Origin of the sequence: Guptibacillus hwajinpoensis, from assembly GCF_005144865.1 — a bacterium.
In the GTDB taxonomy this organism is placed as follows: domain Bacteria; phylum Bacillota; class Bacilli; order Bacillales; family Guptibacillaceae; genus Guptibacillus; species Guptibacillus hwajinpoensis_A.
The window spans coordinates 261,834-282,721 of the sequence record NZ_SWFM01000001.1 but is presented as its reverse complement, the minus strand read 5'-3'; the positions used below and the strand labels follow the sequence as shown (position 1 = coordinate 282,721).

The 20,888-nt window shown below is 38.8% G+C and carries 19 protein-coding genes and 1 riboswitch; of the genes, 14 read left to right on the top strand and 5 right to left on the bottom strand.

The genetic code is table 11. The features are described from left to right. Positions 1-31: 31 nt before the first annotated feature. From FBF83_RS01310 to FBF83_RS01285, 7 genes are all read left to right on the top strand, one after another. A complete protein-coding gene (locus FBF83_RS01310) occupies positions 32-1,534 on the top strand; it encodes a phytoene desaturase family protein (RefSeq protein ID WP_136945354.1) in 1,503 nt (500 codons plus the stop codon). After that, the gene (locus FBF83_RS01305) at positions 1,531-2,967 is read left to right on the top strand and encodes a phytoene desaturase family protein (protein WP_136945353.1); all 1,437 of its coding nucleotides are present in this window, start codon (positions 1,531-1,533) and stop codon (positions 2,965-2,967) included. The genes FBF83_RS01310 and FBF83_RS01305 overlap by 4 nt, the downstream gene beginning before the upstream one ends. Before the next feature lie 7 nt (positions 2,968-2,974). Then, positions 2,975-3,811 carry a phytoene/squalene synthase family protein gene (locus FBF83_RS01300; RefSeq protein WP_136945352.1) on the top strand — a complete coding sequence of 279 codons (837 nt, stop codon included), beginning with the start codon at positions 2,975-2,977 and terminating at the stop codon, positions 3,809-3,811. A 247-nt stretch (positions 3,812-4,058) separates the two neighbouring features. Next, positions 4,059-4,499: a GNAT family N-acetyltransferase gene (locus tag FBF83_RS01295; RefSeq protein WP_136945351.1), complete on the top strand. Its 441-nt coding sequence runs from the start codon at positions 4,059-4,061 to the stop codon at positions 4,497-4,499. After that, the gene (locus FBF83_RS20635; protein WP_169525131.1) at positions 4,496-4,645 is read left to right on the top strand and encodes a hypothetical protein; all 150 of its coding nucleotides are present in this window, start codon (positions 4,496-4,498) and stop codon (positions 4,643-4,645) included. The genes FBF83_RS01295 and FBF83_RS20635 overlap by 4 nt, the downstream gene beginning before the upstream one ends. Further along, positions 4,629-5,189: a GNAT family N-acetyltransferase gene (locus tag FBF83_RS01290; protein ID WP_169525130.1), complete on the top strand. Its 561-nt coding sequence runs from the start codon at positions 4,629-4,631 to the stop codon at positions 5,187-5,189. The genes FBF83_RS20635 and FBF83_RS01290 overlap by 17 nt, the downstream gene beginning before the upstream one ends. Positions 5,190-5,259: 70 nt before the next feature. Beyond that, positions 5,260-6,213, top strand: a complete 954-nt coding sequence (locus FBF83_RS01285) for an alpha/beta hydrolase (protein ID WP_136945349.1) — start codon at positions 5,260-5,262, stop codon at positions 6,211-6,213. Between the two features lie 672 nt (positions 6,214-6,885). Here the strand turns inward: FBF83_RS01285 and FBF83_RS01280 are convergent. From FBF83_RS01280 to FBF83_RS01265, 4 genes are read right to left on the bottom strand one after another with little or no spacing between them, the layout of a single operon-like run. Then, complete coding sequence (locus FBF83_RS01280; protein WP_136945348.1) at positions 6,886-8,352, bottom strand: phytoene desaturase family protein; 1,467 nt, start codon at positions 8,350-8,352, stop codon at positions 6,886-6,888. Beyond that, on the bottom strand, positions 8,349-9,470 hold the full coding sequence (locus FBF83_RS01275; RefSeq protein WP_136945347.1) for a glycosyltransferase: 1,122 nt from the start codon (positions 9,468-9,470) through the stop codon (positions 8,349-8,351). The genes FBF83_RS01280 and FBF83_RS01275 overlap by 4 nt, the downstream gene beginning before the upstream one ends. After that, positions 9,470-10,282 (bottom strand): carotenoid biosynthesis protein, encoded by an 813-nt coding sequence (locus FBF83_RS01270; protein ID WP_136945346.1) that lies wholly within the window; start codon positions 10,280-10,282, stop codon positions 9,470-9,472. The genes FBF83_RS01275 and FBF83_RS01270 overlap by 1 nt, the downstream gene beginning before the upstream one ends. 17 nt (positions 10,283-10,299) lie before the next feature. After that, a complete protein-coding gene (locus tag FBF83_RS01265) occupies positions 10,300-11,805 on the bottom strand; it encodes a phytoene desaturase family protein (protein ID WP_136945345.1) in 1,506 nt (501 codons plus the stop codon). A gap of 180 nt (positions 11,806-11,985) precedes the next feature. Here FBF83_RS01265 and FBF83_RS01260 point away from each other — a divergent pair, with 180 nt between their 5' ends. From FBF83_RS01260 to msrA, 4 genes are all read left to right on the top strand, one after another. Next, positions 11,986-12,498 (top strand): glycosyl-4,4'-diaponeurosporenoate acyltransferase, encoded by a 513-nt coding sequence (locus tag FBF83_RS01260; RefSeq protein WP_136945344.1) that lies wholly within the window; start codon positions 11,986-11,988, stop codon positions 12,496-12,498. Further along, complete coding sequence (gene fni, locus FBF83_RS01255; protein ID WP_136945343.1) at positions 12,485-13,528, top strand: type 2 isopentenyl-diphosphate Delta-isomerase; 1,044 nt, start codon at positions 12,485-12,487, stop codon at positions 13,526-13,528. The genes FBF83_RS01260 and fni overlap by 14 nt, the downstream gene beginning before the upstream one ends. 122 nt (positions 13,529-13,650) lie before the next feature. Further along, positions 13,651-15,006 carry a Na+/H+ antiporter NhaC family protein gene (locus tag FBF83_RS01250; protein WP_136946446.1) on the top strand — a complete coding sequence of 452 codons (1,356 nt, stop codon included), beginning with the start codon at positions 13,651-13,653 and terminating at the stop codon, positions 15,004-15,006. Positions 15,007-15,092: 86 nt separating this feature from the next. Further along, positions 15,093-15,207, top strand: a riboswitch (SAM riboswitch). Between the two features lie 101 nt (positions 15,208-15,308). Further along, complete coding sequence (gene msrA / locus FBF83_RS01245) at positions 15,309-15,953, top strand: peptide-methionine (S)-S-oxide reductase MsrA (RefSeq protein WP_136945342.1); 645 nt, start codon at positions 15,309-15,311, stop codon at positions 15,951-15,953. 49 nt (positions 15,954-16,002) lie between these two features. Here the strand turns inward: msrA and FBF83_RS01240 are convergent, their stop codons facing one another. Then, positions 16,003-18,246 (bottom strand): alpha/beta hydrolase family protein, encoded by a 2,244-nt coding sequence (locus FBF83_RS01240; protein WP_136945341.1) that lies wholly within the window; start codon positions 18,244-18,246, stop codon positions 16,003-16,005. Between the two features lie 196 nt (positions 18,247-18,442). Here FBF83_RS01240 and FBF83_RS01235 point away from each other — a divergent pair, with 196 nt between their 5' ends. The 3 genes from FBF83_RS01235 to FBF83_RS01225 are packed head-to-tail and all read left to right on the top strand — an operon-like array spanning position 18,443 to position 20,772. After that, positions 18,443-18,808, top strand: a complete 366-nt coding sequence (locus FBF83_RS01235) for a VOC family protein (RefSeq protein ID WP_136945340.1) — start codon at positions 18,443-18,445, stop codon at positions 18,806-18,808. A gap of 12 nt (positions 18,809-18,820) precedes the next feature. After that, complete coding sequence (locus tag FBF83_RS01230) at positions 18,821-19,771, top strand: ABC transporter permease subunit (RefSeq protein WP_136945339.1); 951 nt, start codon at positions 18,821-18,823, stop codon at positions 19,769-19,771. Then, on the top strand, positions 19,768-20,772 hold the full coding sequence (locus FBF83_RS01225) for an ABC transporter permease subunit (RefSeq protein WP_136945338.1): 1,005 nt from the start codon (positions 19,768-19,770) through the stop codon (positions 20,770-20,772). Before FBF83_RS01230 ends, FBF83_RS01225 begins: the two co-directional genes overlap by 4 nt. The last annotated feature ends 116 nt before the right edge of the window (positions 20,773-20,888 follow it).

The following is a 20,888-nucleotide window of genomic DNA, read 5'->3' as shown; positions in this document are numbered from 1 at the left end:
TTGGCATATGCGGATGGAAGGGAAGATCGTCATGACAACAACAAAACGAATTATTGTAATCGGGGCCGGACCAGGAGGCTTAACTGCCGCAATGCTATTAGCAAGCAAAGGACACTCGGTTACTGTTTATGAGAAACAGCCATTTGTAGGAGGCAGAACATCAGGATTTGAGCGTGATGGCTATAGATTTGATAGAGGACCTACCTTTCTTAACATGCCGCATATTCTTGAAGAAATGTTTGAAGAAGCTGGACGAAGCGTCCATGATTATCTTGATTTAGTAGAAATTGATCCGATGTATGAACTGAAATTTGATGACCTATCTTTCTATCCAACTAGAGATCAAGATGAGATGGTTAGAAGAATTGAAGAAACGTTCCCAGGTGATGGTGAAGGTTATCGACGATTTATGAAGGAAGAAAAAGAGAAGTTTGAAGCTTTGATGCCTATTTTACAGAATAAACATGATTCCCTGCTAGATTATGGGAGATGGCGTTTTGTAAAAGCTTTGCCAAAGCTTACTGTCACTGAGAGTGTTTATAAGCGATTAGCTAGTTATTTTGACGATGAACGTCTTCGCCTTTCTTTCACATTTCAAGCGAAGTATCTAGGAATGTCACCATGGGAGTGTCCTGGAGCCTTTACAATTCTTTCTTATATGGAGCATGCTTATGGGATTTTCCATCCAATTGGTGGACTTAATCAAATACCTGAGGCCATGGCAAGAGTTATTAAAGAAGATGGCGGAGAGATTCATACTGGAAAAGGCGTGAAACAGCTTATACTCGATGGAAAAACTGTTGTGGGTGTAGAACTAGAAGATGGAACCACTGATTATGCAGATGAAGTTATCATTAATGCTGATTTTGCGCATGCTGTGAATCACCTCATTCCATCTGGGACGGTAAAAAAGTACACTCCTGAGAAAATGGAGAAGAAGAAGTATTCATGCTCAGCGTTTATGCTTTATCTTGGAGTCGATAAAACCTATGATTTATCACATCACTCCATTGTCTTTTCTTCTGACTATAAAAAAAATGTGGAAGAGCTTACAAAGCAGAAAATGCTTTCGGACGATCCATCTATTTATATACAAAATGCCTCTGTAACGGATAAAACACTTGCACCTGAAGGCAAATCATCCATTTATATATTAGCACCAGTTCCAAATAATTTTAGTTTAATTGATTGGGAGCAACACAAAGAGGATTTTAGAAGACTCGTTCTAGATCAAATTAAGAAGAAAACGGGCTTTACCGATCTTGAAGAACATATTGAGGTTGAAGAAATGTACACCCCAACTGATTGGGAAACGGATATGAACGTATATAAGGGTGCTACGTTTAACCTTGCTCATAACCTTCCACAAATGATGTATTTTAGACCACCTAACCAATTTAAAGAGCTGAATCAATGTTGGCTTGTTGGAGGGGGAACACACCCAGGGAGCGGTCTCCCAACGATTATGGAATCTGCTCGCATAACAAGTAGAATGTTGCACGAGCAACCTGCATTAACGAGGACTCAAACATGAGTATCGGTATAGTAGGTGGGGGAATTGGCGGAATGTTTTCAGCACTCTTTCTTGCGCAAAAAGGGTATGACGTAACGATTCATGAAAAGGCATCATCGCTTGGAGGAAGGCTTTCTTTCGTTGAAAGAGATGGGTTCAAAATTGATAAGGGGCCAACTATCGTATTACTTCCAGGAATGATTTATGAATTCCTTGATAAAGCTGGGATTCCAAGAGATGAAGTTGAGATGGTGCGCTGCGATCCTCTTTATCGAATGATCTATCCGGATGGGACTACATTTACAAAAACGAGTGATGTTGACAAACAGCTTAAGGAAATCAGTCGTGTTTTCCCAGGTGAGGAGGAACAATTTTTATCCTATTTAAATGACATGCGTGTACGGTTTACAAAAGGGAAAGCGGCTTTTCTAGAACAGTCCTTCGTCAAAAGAAAAGACTTCTTTACCCCAAAGAACATTAAGTTGTTACTTGAGCTTAAAGCGTATCAATCCGTTCAGTCTCAAGTAGGAGATTACTTTACAAACAAACGAATGCAAGATGCTTTCTCTCTTCAGACGTTATATATCGGAGGGGAACCATCTGCTTCACCAGCGCTTTATTCACTTGTTCCGTTTAGTGAGTACGAGCATGGCATCTGGTATATCAAAGGTGGATATGCTAGTTTAATATCTGTTTTAGAAAAGCATTTGCGCATCCAAAATGTTACAGTTCATTTAGAATCAGCTGTGGAAGAGCTTCTAATAGAAGGCAACACCTGTAAAGGAATACGCACAACAGAAGGCGAACATTATTACAACAAAGTAGTGTACAATGGCGATTTCCCGTTAATTAACCAACTAATTAAAGGTAAAAAGTCTCCTAAAAAGAAATATAAGGCTTCATCTGGCTGTTTACTTCTTTACATGGGTCTTAATCGCATTTATGAAGAGGCAGATGTTCATCAATTCTTTATGACAGACGATTTTTCAACGCATATGAATGACGTATTCAAAAGCGGTAAACTGACAGATCAACCTGCTGTTTATACATTTCACCCCTCACGAATTGATGATTCGCTAGCTCCTCCAGGTAAGGGAGTGTTATACGTTCTAATTCCTGTGCCTTCAGGGGAATCAATTGATTGGAATGATAAAGAAGAGTTAGCTAATCGAATGATTCAATTATTGGAAGATCGAGGATTTCCTCATTTGAAAGAGTCAATTGAATGGTTAGAGATACGGACACCTAGTGATGCCGAAAAAGAAGGGCTGTACCAAGGTGGGAGTTTCGGAATTGCTCCTACACTTACACAGTCTGGTGCTTTTAGGCCACAGGTTAAGCCGTTTAAATATGATAATCTCTATGCAGTTGGGGCTTCAATTCATCCTGGTGGAGGAATACCGATCGTTATACAGGGAGCAGACCTTCTAGTGAAAGAAATCGAAAGGGAGTGAGCGAAAGATGCTGGAACAAGCTTATAATCACTGTGAAGCGATCATTAAACATCATTCTAAAACATTTTACAAAGCTTTTTCCTTATTGCCTCCTACAAAGCGGAAGGCCGTTTGGGCTGTCTATGGTTTTTGTAGACAGGTAGATGACATTGTCGATGAAGGCACAGATCCAGAAGCAGAATTAACTGTCTTTCGCGCTCAATTTGCCTCTTTTCTTAATGGACAAGTACCAGATACAGATCCAATGTGGCTAGCCCTTGAAGATGTATTTCAGAAGTTCCCAATGGAACCAGAAGCTTTTCATGATATGATTGCAGGTCAGGAAATGGATCTTTATAAAACGAAATATTATACTTTAGATGAGCTTGAGCACTATTCCTATCATGTGGCAAGTACAGTCGGATTAATGCTCCTTCCAATTCTTGCTCCTAAGAAAGTAGACGAATTGAGAGAGAGTGCAATTGCCCTTGGTCTAGGAATGCAAATTACGAACATTCTCCGTGATATTTCAGAAGACCTTGAAAGACAAAGAATTTATCTACCTATTAATGAAATGATCGCTTCAGGGTATTTGGTCGATGATTTACTTAACCATCGGTTAACAGAAGAGTTTATTGAGGTTTGGGAAAGGTTAGCGTTGAGAGCAGAAACTCATTATGAAAAAGCTTTCTCTGCCATGCATCACTATCCGTTGGATGCTCGTTTACCTGTTAAAAGCTCTGCTGTTTTTTACCGGGCAATTCTAAAGTCGATTCGAAAGAAAGGCTATAACATATTTGAACAGCGTGCTTTTGTAACTGATAAAGAAAAAGAAGAATTATTGTCTGCTATAGCTGGCAATTAATCCAACGCTCCCTCACTTCAAAGAGGGAGCGTTTTTAATTGGAAATATAGACCGATCTGAGAAGAAGTAGTTGAGAAAACGGATGCAGTTTGAAATAATTGTCATTGTACTAAGATCTTTTGGTAGACGATGAGAGCTTTTGAAAGGAAGGCTGTTTTGCCATAATTGAAAGAGTGGAATACGCAAGAGTGTAGCTTACGGAACTATACATTAGTTAAATAGATGACAAAGGAAACAGGACGTGAATATGCATCGAGTAAATTATTCAGTCATAACACACCTTGATGATCTCAGTCAGATTGATGCAGAAGTAATAGGTAATGAAAGGAGAAAGAAAGAAATAGAGAAAGCGATACAAGAACAAAGATGCTTAACATGTGATTTGGATGGAACAACTGTCGGTTTTCTTATATTTCATACATCGTTTTTTGATCATGCTTTCATATCATTACTAATGGTAAGTCCCTCTGCAAGACGAAAAGGTGTAGCGAGATCATTGATTAACCGTTTTGAAGTAGTGTCACCTACCAACAAAATTTTTTCTTCTACTAACAATTCCAATAAAGTCATGCATCAATTGTTTCACTCGCTTGGTTATGTAATAAGTGGTTCAATCGATCATTTAGATGAAGATGATCCTGAAATCATTTATTATAAGTCCCTAGATGAAAAGAGGAGTGTGCAATGAAAGACCTTCCCGATATTGCTCAGAACGTACTAAAAGATTATTGTTCATTAGTCGAAGAGAAACTACCTTATACGCTCCAAGCACTAGATGCTTATATTAAATACAAACGATACATCAGGAGGTACAACTTTGATAACGATTACTAGAGACAAAGTTATGTTAAGAGAAGCGACCTGGAATGATATTAACAAACTTTACTATTGGAAATACGAAGAGAAAGAACAAGAAGCAAAGAAGTGGAACGGTCCTTACATCCCTGAAAGGAAGATAACAAGAAGAGAGTATCGAAGAACGTGGGAGCATAATAATGAAATTCTACCTGGTATTCCAGATACTCTTGTCATATTAGCAGGAGACCATGTGATTGGAACTGTTGGCTCTTACTGGGTGGATCGAAATACAAATTGGCTTGAAACAGGCATTGTGATTTACGACAAACAATATTGGGATGGTGGGTACGGTTCAGAGGCATACAAAGTATGGATTGATTTTCTCTTCCGTTCAACAACTCTTCACCGGCTTGGGATGTCCACCTGGTCTGGAAATCATCGAATGATGAAGGTGGCAGAGAAACTTGGTATGAAAGAAGAAGCGAGAATCAGAGATGCAAGAATGGTAGATGGAGAGTATTATGATGCTATCAAAATGGGAATGTTACGTAAGGAATGGGAGGTTCTTGATAAATCCTGATGTGAGAGTGTATTTATACATAATATGTGACATCATAGAGAATGAGAGATTACATAACTTGGAGGAATTTATGGAAAACATGACGTATACACATTTATTAAATGAAACGATTGCTATTTATGACAAGAGCGGTAGTCTAGAAGCTTATCAGTTTATGAAAGAAAATGCTAATGAAGTAGAAGGAAATCAGGCTCAAATTTATAATTTTAAATATGCATTAGCTGCAGCATCAGGTCTAGAACAAGAAGCACTTGATACGATGAAAGAAGCAATCATTGATCATGGATATTGGTACGCTTATGACTATTTACAATCAGATGATGATTTAAACTCCCTTCGTAAATTTGATGAATTTCAAGAGTTGGTAGCTCTTTGTAAAAGTCGAGAACAAGAAGCACTAGAAGAGACAAGTGCGGAACTAATCATCGAAGGAAGCTCTAATAGGAAGCGACCATTATTGATGGCACTTCATGGTGATCAGGAAAATGCAGAGATGACCCTAAGAGCTTGGAATAGTGCGATTACTGAAGGATATACACTAGCTCTTCCTCAATCCTCACAAATTCAATTTACAGATGCGTATGAATGGGAAGATGTTGAAAAAGGTGTAGAAGAAGTATCGATGCATGTTCAGAACTTTAGCAGTAGAACTGATCTTATGATAAATGATATGGTTATCGGCGGATTTTCCGCAGGATGTCGAGTAGCACTGAAAGCGTTAATGAATAAGCGTTTTTCAGTAAAAGGTTTTCTCTTTGTTGCACCGTGGCTTCCGGATATAGAGGAGTGGAGTAGTGCTCTAGATAACTTAAAAGGCGAGAATGTGAGAGGTTATATACTATGTGGAGATCAAGATGAAGACTGTCTAGAAGGTTCTCGAAAGCTATCAGAACTGTTGCAAAAGAAAGGAATTCAGCATGAATTGAAGGTTATAAAAAACCTTGATCACGAATATCCCAAAGATTTTAATGAAGAATTAGCAAAAGCTCTTATGTACATTAACAATAATAAGAATTTCTTATAAGACTACTAAGGTATAGGGTGATGATTGCATGAAAGAACTGGTAGGAGAATGTGCAAATTGTCATAAGCCAATCTATTGTTTAGATGGTTTCCTAAATGGGGTCATTTCTGATAATCGGACACTTTATTGTTTTTCCTGTAAAGGAGTTACTGACAAGGCTACTTCTATTAAAAGGCTGTTTTCGTAAATATTGTTGCTATAAGAGGCGTGGTTGATTTCCACTTCAGGATGTTCGTTTTCCGCGGGTCGGGCGGTGAGCCTCCTCGATGCGCTTAAGGCGCGTCTGTGGGGTCTCCACCTGTCCTGCTAATCCCGCAGGCGCGCAGGCGCAGGAGTCGAGCACCTTCCGCTCCAATCAGCTAAGTGTGGTTTTTAATACAAAACTTCTTTAAAAAACTATCTTTTAGAAAAGAGCCTATTAAAATTAGCATGGGGAGAGAAAATTAGTTGTTAACCTACTTATTAAAAAATTGGATTCCCTTTGCTGTTGGAATAGTGATTTTCGTACCAGTACTTCAATTAGCACAAAATGAACCAATCAATTGGAAGTATATCTTTGGCATGAGTATAGGTGCTTTATTGGGCTTTAGGATGAAATGGTATTACAAAAAGGGTAAGGAAAAAAGCAAGGACCATTAACACATCTGTGTAATGGTCCTTGCTTTCTTGTAACTATGCATCTCGTTCAATAATCTTCTCCGCGACATTTTTCCCACTAATAACAACCATCGGAGAGCCGCCGCCTGGGTGTGTACTACCGCCTGCAAAATAGAGATTAGCTATATCCTTTGATTGATTGGATGGGCGTAAAAAGCTGTTTTTAAGAGAGTTGGATGAGATGCCATACAGTGCGCCTCTAAATGCATGAAAACGCTGCTTAATTTCATTCGGACCAATCACTTTTTCCTCTACCAAATACTCCCGAATTGGTAGGCCATGAGCTTCTAATTTGTTGTATATGATTGTTTTGTACTCATCCTCAGAAATACTGTTTTCTGCTGAAATTGGTGGAGCATTTACCAGGATAAAGAGATTGTCTCCGTCTGGAGAAACCGATGGATCAGTATAGGAAGAATTTGAGATATAAATCGTTGGGTCTAGAGCCCATTGTCCTTCAAAGAGTGTTTCAAATTCTTTAGTATAATCTTTTGAAAAATAGACTTGATGATGACAAAGCTCTTTAAGTCGAGTTGAAAGGCCTGCCATTATAACAAAAGCTGAAATGGATGGGGAAGATGCCTCTATTTTTTTATTTCGCATAGATGGACGATGCTTTTCCTCTACAAGTGCTGGATATGCATCAAGTAAGTCTCCATTGATCACAACGTTATCTACTGGGAGACCAAACCCGTCTACCGTTTCAACTTTCTTTGCTCTTTTTTCATCAATATGTACCTGTTTCACCTGCGTATTTAAATGAAAATGCACTCCCAGTTGCTTAGCTGCAAGCTCCATTCCTTCAGCGAGTCTCGTGTTGCCACCTTTCACGTAATAAACGCCCTGCACCATCTCTAAATAACCAATCATCGCAAATGTAGCCGAAGACAAATAAGGTGAAGATCCTATATAAGTAGAGTAGCGATTGAAAGCTTTTAATAGAAGCGGGTGTTTAAAGAAGCGTTCATGAAAGTGATTCATTTTCTCAAGCGGCCTTACTCTAAGTACGGCGTTAAAAAGTCCTGGAGATAAATAATCACCTATGGAAGTAAACATTCTTGGAAAGAATGAATTCTTTGATAACAAGTAAAGACGCTCTATTTCTCGCAAATAAGCTGGGTAATGATCTGCAGCAAAGGGGTCGAGCTTCTTAAGTTCATTCATCATATCCTCTTGATTTGTGCTCATCATAAATGACTCGCCATTGTAGTCAATGTTGCGCGTGTGGTGATCGATCCTAGTCCATTCAAAAAAGTCACGAGGATTAAGGCCAGCCTCTTCAAAAACGCCGTCGAATACTTCTGGCATCGTCATTGTGTTAGGTCCGAAGTCAAAGTGATAAGACCCTATATTTACAGGCATCATTTTCCCGCCGGTATGCGAATTCTTTTCAAATACATGCACATTATAGCCGTTGCTTGCGAGTTTAATAGAAGCAGATAGTCCGCCGAGACCTGCTCCGATAATTGCGATTGTTTTCATGAATAGGTCCGTCCTTTCCAAACATAACCTTTACGCTTTAATCCGACACGCATGGAATGAATCAAAAGAACCATAAAAGCTAGCGCACTTATCGGCATAAAGAAAGATAAGATAATAACTTGCTTCGTTCTAACATCTACCCATGCTTTTTGTAGAACAATTAAAAGGTAGGGATATAACAATTCTAGCTGTAGGGTTCCATTAGCAAGCTTAAATAACCCAGCGAAAAATAAGAATAGTGGAGCAACATAAAAAATTCCATAAAAGCAAAAGAGAAATGAGACGAGAAAGCCCGATCGTCCGAGCCCTGGAAACAGGTTTTTTGTAAATCCGTTCCACACTTCACGGTTTGAGTGATACATATAGCATTTTGCGTAGTTTGTTACATTCGCAAGTATCGCTCGATAGCCGTGCTTTTTAAATATTCTCGTTAAATCCACGTCATCAAGCAGAGTGTTGTAAATCCCTTTATGCCCACCAATAGTTTGATAGGCTTGATTGTTTACCATAATAAACGCACCATGAGCCGCAGTAAATGAAGGGAGCGTCGTCCAGTTAGATGGCCCTAATGGAAGGTGAAAATGTACAACAAAATGTTGTAATGGCACAAGAAGTTTTTCGAGCCAAAGCTTTACTGGAAATGATGGAAACCCAGTTAATAGAGCAGCTTTTCGCCTCTTCATTAAGGCAAGCGATGATTGAACAGCACCAGGTGCAAGTCTTAAATCGGCATCAATGAATAAGAGATAAGCTCCATTTGCTTGTAAACTTAGTTGGTGACAGGCATAGACTTTTCCAGTCCAGCACTCCGGTAATTCCTTTCCTTTTATAATAGTGAATCGATCATCACCAACTGTCGTTCCTTGAAGCAATTCCAATGTGTTGTCTGTGGAATGGTCATCCAGCAGTATGATTTCAAGATTTGGATAGGTTAGTTCTTCTAGGCTCTTAATTAAATTTACAACATTCGCCTCTTCATTACGAAGAGGGATAAGGATGGAAACAAGTCCATCCTTATCCCCCTGTATGTTAGAATTTTTTAAGGCGGGCATAAATAACGAGTTGACGATCGTCCAAACAACGAAACCTGTAAGAACCCATAGGTAGATTGTTAGCATCAGAGTAGCACCTCTTCAGTTGTGGCCAATTCTCTTTGCTTCGTGCTAGCTCGATAAGCAAAGAGTAGTAAATAAGCTGGTATTCCAGTAAGGAAGAATGCAAGCCATAGCCCATCAAGAAGAGCAAGAAAGATAAACATTCCCATTACCATACCAAACAAAGCAGCCATTCGATTTTTCCAGAGTAGAAAGGCTTTCTTTCTTTTCACTTTATTATTGATATAGACTGGATAGAGAAGAAGGTGGAAGAAAAGTGATACCCAGAACCAACCTGAGAAGTTCTGTAATGGCACACTATAATAGAAGCTATCACCTTCCCATCCCCAGTAACCTTTAACGAGATAGGCGACTGGATCAATAATTAAATCAATTAATACAGCAATCATTGCACCAAGGAAAGAATATGCTATCCATTTCATTTTGGAAGGCTTAATCTTACTCACCAGTTCCATCGCTAGCACATGAGTGACCGCTATGACCATCACCCAGGCAAATCCAATCCCAATTGGTACGTCAACTAATTTATAACCGAAGTCATCTGAGTAATCATATTGTCCAAAAATCCATCCATAATGAACGCCCAATCCTTCTGCAACCATACTTAATAAGAAGATAAAGGTAGTGATGCCTAATCCTTTATTTAATCCAAAGGTGCGGATGAAATAAAAGCCACCTAGAATACCACAAAGAATTAGGAAAAATGCATTGGCCCATTCGAGTATGGGTGGAAGCAGATCAAATCCAACTAGAATTAATCCGCAGCAATACCAAAAAACAAATAATCGAAATATTAAATTGTCCCATTTCATCATGCAGTGAAGATCCTTTCTTAGCCAGTTTGTTCGTCCTTCAGTTTCTGATCTTCAGCAATTAAGTCTGCAGTTAATTGTCCTGATAATGTTACCATTGGCACGCCACCACCTGGGTGAGTAGAACCTCCAACAAAATACAGGTTATCAACAAGAGAGCTTCTTGAAGGGATCTTAAATCCACCATTCACTTTACGATCAGTAGCAACGCCATAAATAGAGCCACCATTTGAACCGTATAGATCACGAATATCATCAGGAATAAATTGATACTCAAATTCAATTGATTCACGAAGACCTGTCATGCCCATTCGTTCAAGTTTATCTAGCACAATTTCACGGTACTTCCCACGATATTCTTCAAAACTTTCACCAGGTTGAAGTGGTGGAACGTGTGTAAGCACGAATAGGTTTTCTTTTCCTGCAGGCGCTTGTGATGGATCAGACTTTGAAGAAACACCAATATATACAGTCGGGTCATCCGCCGGAATGCCTTCATCAAAAATTTGTTTGAATTCGAGCTCTGGATCTTTCGAGAAGAAGAAGTTGTGATGTTCTAAGTGATCAAAAGTTTTGTTTACACCTAGTAGTAAGACCAATCCTGATACAGTTGGCGTATACTTCTTAAGGTCGTTCTTCACTTTTTCAGCGCCTGGTTCACCTTTAAGCAACGTTTCGTGAGCAGGAATCCCTTCTAGGTTACTTACAATTAGGTCAGCTTCCATTGTATGGCCACTTGTTAATTTAACGCCAGCCGCTTTTTTGTTCACTGTTAGAATTTCAGCTACTTCAGTGTTTACTTGAACATCTACGCCCAGTTCATCAAGTAGCTTAAGCATTCCTTCAGCAATGTTGTACATCCCGCCTTCTACATAATAAATACCAAGTCCGAGCTGTACATAAACAAGCTGGGAAAGAATAGCAGGAGAGTTATATGGAGAAGATCCAATATACATAATGAAGAAATTAAATAATTGCTGAAGATGTTTATCATCTAAATACTTCTCAGTAGCTTGATTCATCGATTTCATAGGGTTCATTGTGAGAAGATCTTTAAATGTATGTAGCTTTTGCAAATCCTGAATACCCGATAAGCTCTTTTTGTAGAAGCTCTTTAAACTTAAATCAAACATCGTTTTACAATAGTCTAAATAGGAGAGGAAATTGGAGTAATCTTTTTCTGAGCGCTTGTGAACTTCAGATAACATAACGGCAATATCACTCGTTACGTCTATCTGTGCACCATCTTCAAAGAAGGTTCTCCATTGTGGTTCAATCCGCTTGATTGTCATATAATCGCTCACATTTCGACCAGCACTATTAAAGAGCTTCTCTAGTACCCACGGCATTGTTAAAATGGAAGGACCTGTGTCGAATTTGAATCCTTGACCAGATCGCTTATTTAACTTACCACCAGCACGTTCGTTTTTCTCAAGAATAGTTACATCATGTCCATCGGCAGCAAGGCGAATAGCTGCTGAGAGCCCACCTAAACCAGCCCCGATTACGATTGTTTTTTTGCCCATTCCTTCTCCTCCTTCTTCATTTGAAAGTCATTCATCGACTTTTGATCATTGTCATTGTATAGTGTAGGTATAACTTTTGTAAAGGAATCATAACACCTTGAACGTGCTAGGGATTTGATTCTAACAGAACTATTACCTTAATTAAGACCTTATAAACCAACTATGAAAAGAGGATTGTCTGTGCAGGTTATTGAATTATCGATTAGTTTACTCGTAATTGTGAATATACTTGCCTGGTTAGTTATTCACGTTGTATTATCTTATATTTGCCTTCGACTGCCAGATTCCTTTTACGAATCCAAAAAATCAACGATTAAGCTAAGAAAATGGGAATTCGCATTATATAAGACGGCTAGAGTTCGTAAGTGGAAAACAATTTTACCTGATGGTGGTGGTGTTTTTCGGGGGGGCTTCCGAAAGAAAGAACTAAAGAGATTATCTTCGCTTTATCTTAGCAAGTTTATACTTGAAACAAGGCGAGCAGAGGTAACACATTGGATTTTAATTCCACCAGCCGTTTTGTTTTTCCTTTGGAATCCTCCCATAATAGGTTGGATAATGATTGGATATGCTTTGCTCGTTAACATCCCATTTATTATGATTCAACGGTACAACCGTTATCGATTTAAGCCTTTGTTAAAAAAACAAATGAAAAGAGACCAGTTCAGGGGGACTACCAATGAATCATTTTGAATTTGATCAAACTGAAAAACGTAAAAATGAACATATTGATATTTGTCTAACAGAAGAAGTAGAAGGCAAAGATTTATCAACAGGTCTTGAAAGGTACCGGTTTAAACACAATCCTCTACCAGAAATAGATTATAAGGATGTCGATCTTTCAACAACCTTCCTCAATAAGAGAATGGCAACACCTTTTCTCATTAGCTCGATGACAGGTGGAACTAACCGTGCCTGGGAAATTAATCAACGACTAGCCAAGGCTGCTGAACGACATGGATGGGCGCTTGGTGTCGGATCAATGCGTGCTGCTATTCAAGAATCTCGTTCAGTTTATTCGTTTGAAGTGAGAAAGCATGCCCCCTCTATTCCGGTTCTTGCAAATATCGGTGCTGTTCAACTGAATTACGGCTTCACAATTGAAGAATGTAAACGAGCGATTGATTTAATCCAGGCAGATGCCTTACTTCTTCACCTTAATCCTTTACAGGAAGTATTCCAACCTGAAGGGGACACGAACTTCAAGGATCTAGTATCAAAGATTAAGACGGTTGCAAAAGAAATTCCTGTGCCTCTTGGCATTAAAGAGGTTGGTATGGGAATTGATTCCGAAAGTGCGAAACGCTTGATTGACGCTGGAGCTCACTTTATAGATGTAGCAGGAGCTGGTGGAACGTCTTGGATCCAGGTGGAAAGCTATCGAGCACATCAAGAAATGCGAAGACAAGCTGCAGAGGCTTTTCAGGGGTGGGGGAATTCAACAGCAGATTGCTTGATTGATGTTCGTAAGCACCATTCAGATGTCCCAATCGTAGCGAGTGGAGGACTTAAAAACGGCGTTGATGCAGCCAAAACCATTGCACTTGGTGCAGATGTAGCAGGTTTTGGTCGTGCTCTTCTTGAGAATGCTGTAGATGACAGCGAACAAGCATTGTCTGATCAGCTTGAACGCATTGAGTTCGAGTTAAGAACTGCCATGTTTGGAATTGGCGCATCATCGATTGCAGATCTACAATTTCATCAAGCATTGCGTAGCAGATAGCCAGAGCGTATGCTCTGGCTTTTTGTATAGCTCGTTCCTCCTAGCGCAAACTAGTAGCGAAGGGGGAGAATCATTTGGACTGGCTGTCAATTTTACCATTTGTGGTAGTTATCATTGTTGCAATGAAAACCAAGCTTGTGATTCCGGGGCTTACAGCAGGACTACTAACGGCGTCGTTTATTTATAAAACAGGTCCCCTTATAGGGCTAGAGCAGTTTTATACGTTTATTATGAGCGGGTTGAAGGATGAGAGTAATATTAAGATTATTCTCTTTCTTTATATGTTTACTGGACTTATCGGTATGATGAAATTTACTGGAGGCATTAAAGGCTTTGTTCATGCTGCTTCAGAGAAAATCAGCACAAAAAAAGGAGCGCTTTTTCTCACATGGGTCTCTACTTTAGGTACGTTTAGCGCCCCAAGCTTTCGAATCGTTACGGTAGCTCCTATTATGAAAGCTCTTCTTAGTAAAGTGAAGATCACACCACAAGAACTTGGCTTTGTAATTGAGACAACAGCAACACCTGTTATCGTTTTAATGCCAATTGCGACAGCATTTGTTGGCTATATGTCTTCCGTTGTTCAACTTTCCATTAGAGCAGAGGGGATAGAAGGAGATGGCTATCGTTTATTTCTCCAAAGCATCCCATATAATTTTTTCTCCATTAGTATTATCATTATAGGTTTTTATTTAAGCTTCTTCCATCATCGCAAAAAGCCCTCTACTGAAGCTGGTAATGCTGAGAAGGAGGTAGACGATCAATGGGAGGATTGTCATCCGGCTGTAGCAAAGGACCTTCCTACAAAACCTTTTAACTTATTAATCCCGCTTGGTGGCGTTATATTACTTACACTGTTACTTACGTATTGGAGTGGTTACCAAAAAGGATTTACTTCTCTAACCAAGGCGTTTATTGAAGCAAGTGTTCTTGATGCGATGGTCTTTGCACTGCTTACGACTGTTCTCTTAGCATTTGTTTTCTACTTATTTCAGCGCTTTTCACTGAAAGATCTCGTTACCTTTTTCATTGAAGGAGGTAACGAAATGATGCCGGTTATCGTTTTATTAACTGTCGTATGGGGACTTGCTGCATCGACGGAGGCACTGGGGTTTTCAACTTTCGTAACATCAAACCTTGATTGGATTCCAGCACTATTTGTGCCAGCAGTTCTTTTTTTAGTTGGTGCATTTATTTCCTATTTTATCGGATCATCGTGGGGAACATGGGGCATTTTAATGCCGCTTGGTGTTTCACTTGGTCATTCCACTGGAACTGATTTACCACTCGTTATCGGTGCCGTGTTTGCTAGTGGGACATTTGGAGCTTTTTCATCACCTTTAAGTGACAATACAAACACAATTGCAAGAATTCTTAAATTGAATCCAATGACGTATGCTAAATTCAAACTTGGCCCAGCATTAATAGGCGCTGGTACTGCTGCAGTAGGGTATTTTATAATTTCTTTTGTGATTTAGCATACTAATGTGTTCGTTTCTATTGACACCAGTATTAAAAGGATTTATTATTGAAAATAACTTAATAATCCTTTGTTTAAAGGATCTTCTTATTCAGAGAGGTGGAGGGACTGGCCCTTGGAAACCTCGGCAACGGACCGATGAATGTATTGTTCATTAGGAACCGTGCTAATTCCTGCGACGAAAGTCGGAAAATAAGAAGAGGCTCGGAAATTCCAAACCCTCTTCTGTTCTGACAGATGGGGGTTTTTTCGTATGCGCCCACTATCTGGCATCAATTTATTGTAGAGGAGTGACTGGCATTGCATACACTAATAAATAATGAAGCTAAACAACAACTTATTAAGACCCTTCTTTCAAAAGGGATTTACAAGAAGGGGAGTAAGCAGCTTTATATGTTACCACTAAATGAATTAGAGAACATATATAGAAATGAGACTGAAGCTAACAATATAGGAAACGGAGTGGGCACGATGAATTACGCAACATTTGCAGCTGGATGTTTTTGGGGAGTAGAAGCACTTTTTCAACAATTAAATGGGGTTATTTCAACTTCCACAGGTTTTACAGGTGGTGAAACCATCAATCCTTCTTATGAAGATGTATATAAAGAACTAACAGGTCATGCCGAAGCAGTTCATATTGAGTATGATCCAGCACTTATCTCGTATGAGGAACTCCTTGAAGTGTTCTTCGATAATCATAACCCAACATCATTAAATCGCCAGGGTGAGGATGTTGGTGCAAGATATCGTTCAGCAGTCTTTTTCCATTCAGAAGAGCAGAAATCCGCTGCATTGATTGCAAAAAACACCCTGTCAGCCTCAGGAAGATTCAAGAAACCGATCGTAACACAAATCGTACCAGCTACAGCGTTTTATCGTGCAGAAGAGTATCATCAAAGCTATCTTGCTAAACGCGGTCAGTCTTCTTGCAAGATTTCTTAATACCAAAAGGCTTTCCTTCACTAGAGAAGGAAAGCCTTTTTTTACTAGTTTAGTTGGTTTGATTAACACCAATTTGGTCGATGAAGATAGTACCTCCGTTAGGCTGATCGAATTGAAACGTAAGGGTATCTATCTTCTTAACATCTATTGAAGGATTGTCTTCAATAAAATGTGAAATCGGAATGTTAAACGTTTGTAGAACAGGTTCCGTTGGTTCTCCGTACCGTTTTTCTTCGAAGTAAATGGTTTTCGTATGCCTTACAGGTAGAACAGGATGCAAAGGCATAATGTCACTTAACAAAACAGTAGCACTTTCACCGTTGCTTGATAATTTAATCGAGAAGTCAACCGACTCCTGACTTTCATCTTCAGAAAGATTAGCCGCGGTAAAGGTTAAATCACTGTTCTCATTAAAATTAAATGGATCCTGAAGTGGTTTAGAAAAATTCAACGTATAATGCCCATTTTTAGAATATGAATCATCCCATTTCAAGAATACACCATGATTGGCCCTTTCTTTATCTCTTCTGTACTCAAGCTCTCCTTCATACCACTGCAATAAACTTCCTGCTGTAACCTTAATAAAGGGAGAAGATGTAGTCGTTACATCAACATCTTCTTCATAATCAGCAAAAATGCTGTAGGAGGGATCTTCGTATTTACTAATATAAGTTGTTTTCGGTAGCCATTTTAGTGCATAGCGATAATCTTCAAACATCGGCTTATAAGAGTCATCCTCATGTAACGTAGTTTCTAAGAATCCTGATACATATGTTTTAGCGATCTGTCGCTGTTCTTCCCCTTTTAGTAAAGGCTTTTTATTTAATAGCAACGTAAAAGGAAAGTATGTGTCATTATCTCCCCATGTTGTATTAAATTGTCCATGATTTGCACGATCAATATAAAGAGCTGCTTTAATGGCATCTTCACCGCCAGTTAATTGAATACCGTTATATTGGCGATCTCCCTCGAATTCTGAAAGGTCACTGTCATATGATCCATGCAGTAATAAGTAGTTCACATCATTCATTTCAATTTTTCGGTCGGAAAGTGTTTGATAATCCGTTGGCGCTATGGCTATCACAGTTTGAATAGCGTAATTAAAATCAAAGCGCATAGTCGCATTATTTGGATAACGATCAAGCTTATTAAATTTCGCAGCTAGAATTGCTGCCTGACCACCACGAGAATGGCCGATTAAAGCGATTTCATTCATATCAACTTTTTGATAAAAAGGCGTATCTTTCTTTTGGTTAAATGACTCTATTTGTTGAAGGTGTTGTAAAAGCATCCAGGCTCTTCCGTTGATATCTCCTGCCACGCCTCCTGACCATGATGAATTTAGGAAATTCTCATCAACCGATACGGTGATAAATCCCCTACTTGCAAGTAATTCACCAAGATAGTCGTAACCTTCATCAGAGAAGTCCTCCATCTTGTGGTTTCCGTGAACAATAAGGACAAGAGGAAATTCACCTTTCCCTTCTGGCATCCAAACTCTCCCGTTTAGAGGAACATTTGTGTCTTTGAATCCCCAGAACCATTCACGAGCTTTTGACCATTCGCCGATCATGGGGGAAGCATTGACAGACTGAGTTTTTAAATCCACTTGCATACTGAATTCCTTTCGTTGTTTATCGTTGCCACTTCCATAAGTAAACGTTTGAACAGAGTAGTTACCGCTACTTGCTGGGTTAGAGCTAACAGGCGAAAGGGGTTTTACTACCATTTGAGATCGGTAATCTTCCAAACCGGGTGTGAACAGCCAGTAGAAAAAAGCACCGGATGCGATTAAGCCAATAGTGAGTAAAACGATAGATACTGGTTTCTTTAGACCGTTCGTAAGAGGATAACCAACTAGTCCACCGATAACAATTCCAACAACAAGCAATGTATAGGCTAGGGGAAGAATGTTATCAAGTTGTCTGTACTGATCTAATGTATAAATGATAATAATGCCTGAAACTAGGATGCTTGCGATGAACAACGACGGTAGTTTTTTTATAAGGCCAATGATGATTAAACCAATTTTAACCGCTAACCATGTTCCAGGAATCGCGATTAGTGTAAATATAACAATGTCTATTGCTTTCCCTAAGCCGGTATGAAAATCGAAACCCATTGAGATAATGAGAAGCATTGTCATGAAAGTTGCTCCATAAGACGAACCTTTCCAAGTTGCTTTTGAAAAGGACTGAATAAGGTGGAGGCTTTTTTGCGTATAGGTTTTAAAAATCTTTCTTTTATGATGAGTTGTTCTACTTGTTATCTCATATTCAGGTTCTTGATCCACACGAATCCTCCATTTCACTGCATGATTGTCTTATTATATCAAAACCACATTCTACCTTGGGTACTAGAACGTGGTTTTCAGCATGGAAACTCCAAAGTTTTCGAAAAAAATGAAGGGAACGAATCCTTTTTATGGAATTTTATAGGTTATATAGAACTCTTTTAGTTAAATTACATCATTTTAAGGAGGAAACTTAGTGTTAAATCAGGTGTGTGTACTAACAGTTAAGGTAAAGGAAATGAAAGAATCGCTCTCATTTTATACGGAGGTGTTCGATTTTACAGTATCAAAAAAGTATAGTGATAAGATTGTGAGTCTTGTACATAAGAATATCCCGATTGTCTTAGAAGAGGACTCATCAAACAATTTGTCAGAGTCGAAGAGTGTTCTGCTTGGTATTTCTTCAGAGAATATCGATTATGATTTCAAACTTTTAAAAGAACGAGGTGCTAACGTCCTATTTGATGAACCGAAGCCTTGTCCACCAGGTCTTTATTTTATCGTTGAAGATCCATCTGGCAACCAGATTGATGTTGTTGAATTCACAAATGAGGATCAATAGGTAATCAATTAGATGTTCAAAACTTACGCTGTCCGTACACTCATTCAATTTTCCTTAACGTCAATTGGAATCATGTTGATAGGTTCACTTCCTTACCTTCTTTTCAATATGGAATCGCAATTGGACGTCTTAAAAATGGTAGATCGAAAGGAATTAACAAATACGCTTTTTATCTACGATACAATCGTCCTCAACTTTGAAGAATATTTAAAACACATGATGACAACGTTAAACCTGCTTTTTACTGATAATACGATTCAATATTACGAGCGAGGAAGAGAGCTACCATTGTTCCCTGAATTTTTTGATGCGTATCTTCAATCAATGGTTTATCTTTTGGCTTCGCTTACCTTAGCACTAGTGTTAGGAGTCCTACTCACAATTCTCACGATGTTGCTTCCAAAAGAGAAGAGAGCTCTACCTAAAGGAGTCTTGTTTGTTCTTGAGTCGCTTCCAGACATATTTGTTATATTGATTACGCAATTGACTATTATTTGGATTTACAAAGCATCAGGTATTCTTCTATTTAATATTGCTAGTGGATACAATGACCGAGCCATTTTGCTTCCGATTGTTGTATTAGCTCTTCTACCTGCTTTATACATCTTTAAATACTTATTAGTCTCATTTGAAGATGAGGAACAGCAGCTATATGTTGAGCTAGCAAGAGGAAAAGGATTAAAGCGAAGCAAAATCTTAGTGGTCCATATTTTTAGAAATTCTATATTAACGTTATTTAACCACTTTAAAGGCATTTTTCTTTTTGCATTAGCAAATTTAGTGATGCTTGAGGTTATTTTTGAAGTAAGAGGATTCATGACGTTTGTTATTAACCACGGCGTGTTAAACCCTGAAATTGTAACCATCGCCTTATTTATGATATTCATTCCTACTTTTATATTCTTTACTGGTATGCAATGGATACTAGAGCGCTGGTTGCATGTTAAGGGGGAGCTGATATGAGAAAGTTATCGTTAATCCGAAATAAACCATTACTTGGCGGAGGATTGTTTATTGTATTATTGCTTATTGGGAGCATCTTGTATGGTTTATTTTTCGATCCGCAAGAGCCTCAAAAAGTTCTACTTGATGAGAACAATAAAGCTGTTGCATTGGCCCCTTTTCCGCCGTTATCAAAATTCCCACTTGGTAGTGACCTTGATGGCAATAACTTAGTGCTTAACATTCTTGAGGGGGCAAAATTCACGGTAGGCTTATCCATCCTCGTTGCGTTTTTTCGAATGGTCGTTTCATTTGTTGGGGGATATATATTGTACCTTCTTCCAGGATCATTCAGAAGAATATTAGATGGTCTTGCTAACGCTTTGCATTACGCACCTGTAACGATTTTCACCTATGTACTAATAGCACCGGTCATCTTAAGCTTCAGCTGGAGTTATGACACATCAACGAAAGTGATTTTTCCGATGCTAGTTCTTATTTTAATCAGCGTTCCGGTTTTATCACTTTATGTTCAAAATGAACTTCATCTTATTGAAGAAAAGGAGTTTATTGAAAGTGCTAAAGTGATGGGAGGGAGTCATTTTCAAATTTTCCGCAAACATATGGCACCGTTTCTATACCCAAAATTGTTTGTAGTTTTTATTCAACAAGTCGGTCAGGTGCTGATTGTTTTTGCGCATCTCGGTCTTCTGAATGTGTTTATTGGTGGATCAGATATTCGGATTATGGAATACGATTATGATACGGGTGAAGCTACTATTGAAGTCTTCTCTATGTCCAATGAATGGGCAGGGTTGATTGCACAAAACTTTCAATATGTATCATCCTTTCCTTGGATGGTTCTTGCCCCTGTTATGGCTTTTGCCTTAACAATTCTAGCGGTTAATAGTATTGTATATGGGTTATCGCATCCGTATACTTATCGCAAACGCAGGAAAAAAAGCATTGAATCTTCCACACCTCACCTTATCCGAGAAGATAGTTTTCATATGAGAGGTTAATAGTGGTAAAGTGAAGTACTCATCTTATGGATTGGTACTTCTTTTTCCCATGAATGAAAGACATGCTACCAAGTGCGATCAAGTGTACGCTATACTAATAAAGACAATAGATGATG

What these genes read in the sequence shown, in the direction of transcription:
- FBF83_RS01310 (WP_136945354.1), top strand. Translation starts at nt 32, where the DNA reads ATGACAACAACAAAACGAATTATTGTAATCGGGGCCGGACCAGGAGGC.
- FBF83_RS01305 (WP_136945353.1), top strand. Translation starts at nt 1,531, where the DNA reads ATGAGTATCGGTATAGTAGGTGGGGGAATTGGCGGAATGTTTTCAGCA.
- FBF83_RS01300 (WP_136945352.1), top strand. Translation starts at nt 2,975, where the DNA reads ATGCTGGAACAAGCTTATAATCACTGTGAAGCGATCATTAAACATCAT.
- FBF83_RS01295 (WP_136945351.1), top strand. Translation starts at nt 4,059, where the DNA reads ATGCATCGAGTAAATTATTCAGTCATAACACACCTTGATGATCTCAGT.
- FBF83_RS20635 (WP_169525131.1), top strand. Translation starts at nt 4,496, where the DNA reads ATGAAAGACCTTCCCGATATTGCTCAGAACGTACTAAAAGATTATTGT.
- FBF83_RS01285 (WP_136945349.1), top strand. Translation starts at nt 5,260, where the DNA reads ATGGAAAACATGACGTATACACATTTATTAAATGAAACGATTGCTATT.
- FBF83_RS01280 (WP_136945348.1), bottom strand. Translation starts at nt 8,352, where the DNA reads ATGAAAACAATCGCAATTATCGGAGCAGGTCTCGGCGGACTATCTGCT.
- FBF83_RS01275 (WP_136945347.1), bottom strand. Translation starts at nt 9,470, where the DNA reads ATGCTAACAATCTACCTATGGGTTCTTACAGGTTTCGTTGTTTGGACG.
- FBF83_RS01270 (WP_136945346.1), bottom strand. Translation starts at nt 10,282, where the DNA reads ATGATGAAATGGGACAATTTAATATTTCGATTATTTGTTTTTTGGTAT.
- FBF83_RS01265 (WP_136945345.1), bottom strand. Translation starts at nt 11,805, where the DNA reads ATGGGCAAAAAAACAATCGTAATCGGGGCTGGTTTAGGTGGGCTCTCA.
- fni (WP_136945343.1), top strand. Translation starts at nt 12,485, where the DNA reads ATGAATCATTTTGAATTTGATCAAACTGAAAAACGTAAAAATGAACAT.
- FBF83_RS01250 (WP_136946446.1), top strand. Translation starts at nt 13,651, where the DNA reads ATGAAAACCAAGCTTGTGATTCCGGGGCTTACAGCAGGACTACTAACG.
- FBF83_RS01230 (WP_136945339.1), top strand. Translation starts at nt 18,821, where the DNA reads ATGTTCAAAACTTACGCTGTCCGTACACTCATTCAATTTTCCTTAACG.
- FBF83_RS01225 (WP_136945338.1), top strand. Translation starts at nt 19,768, where the DNA reads ATGAGAAAGTTATCGTTAATCCGAAATAAACCATTACTTGGCGGAGGA.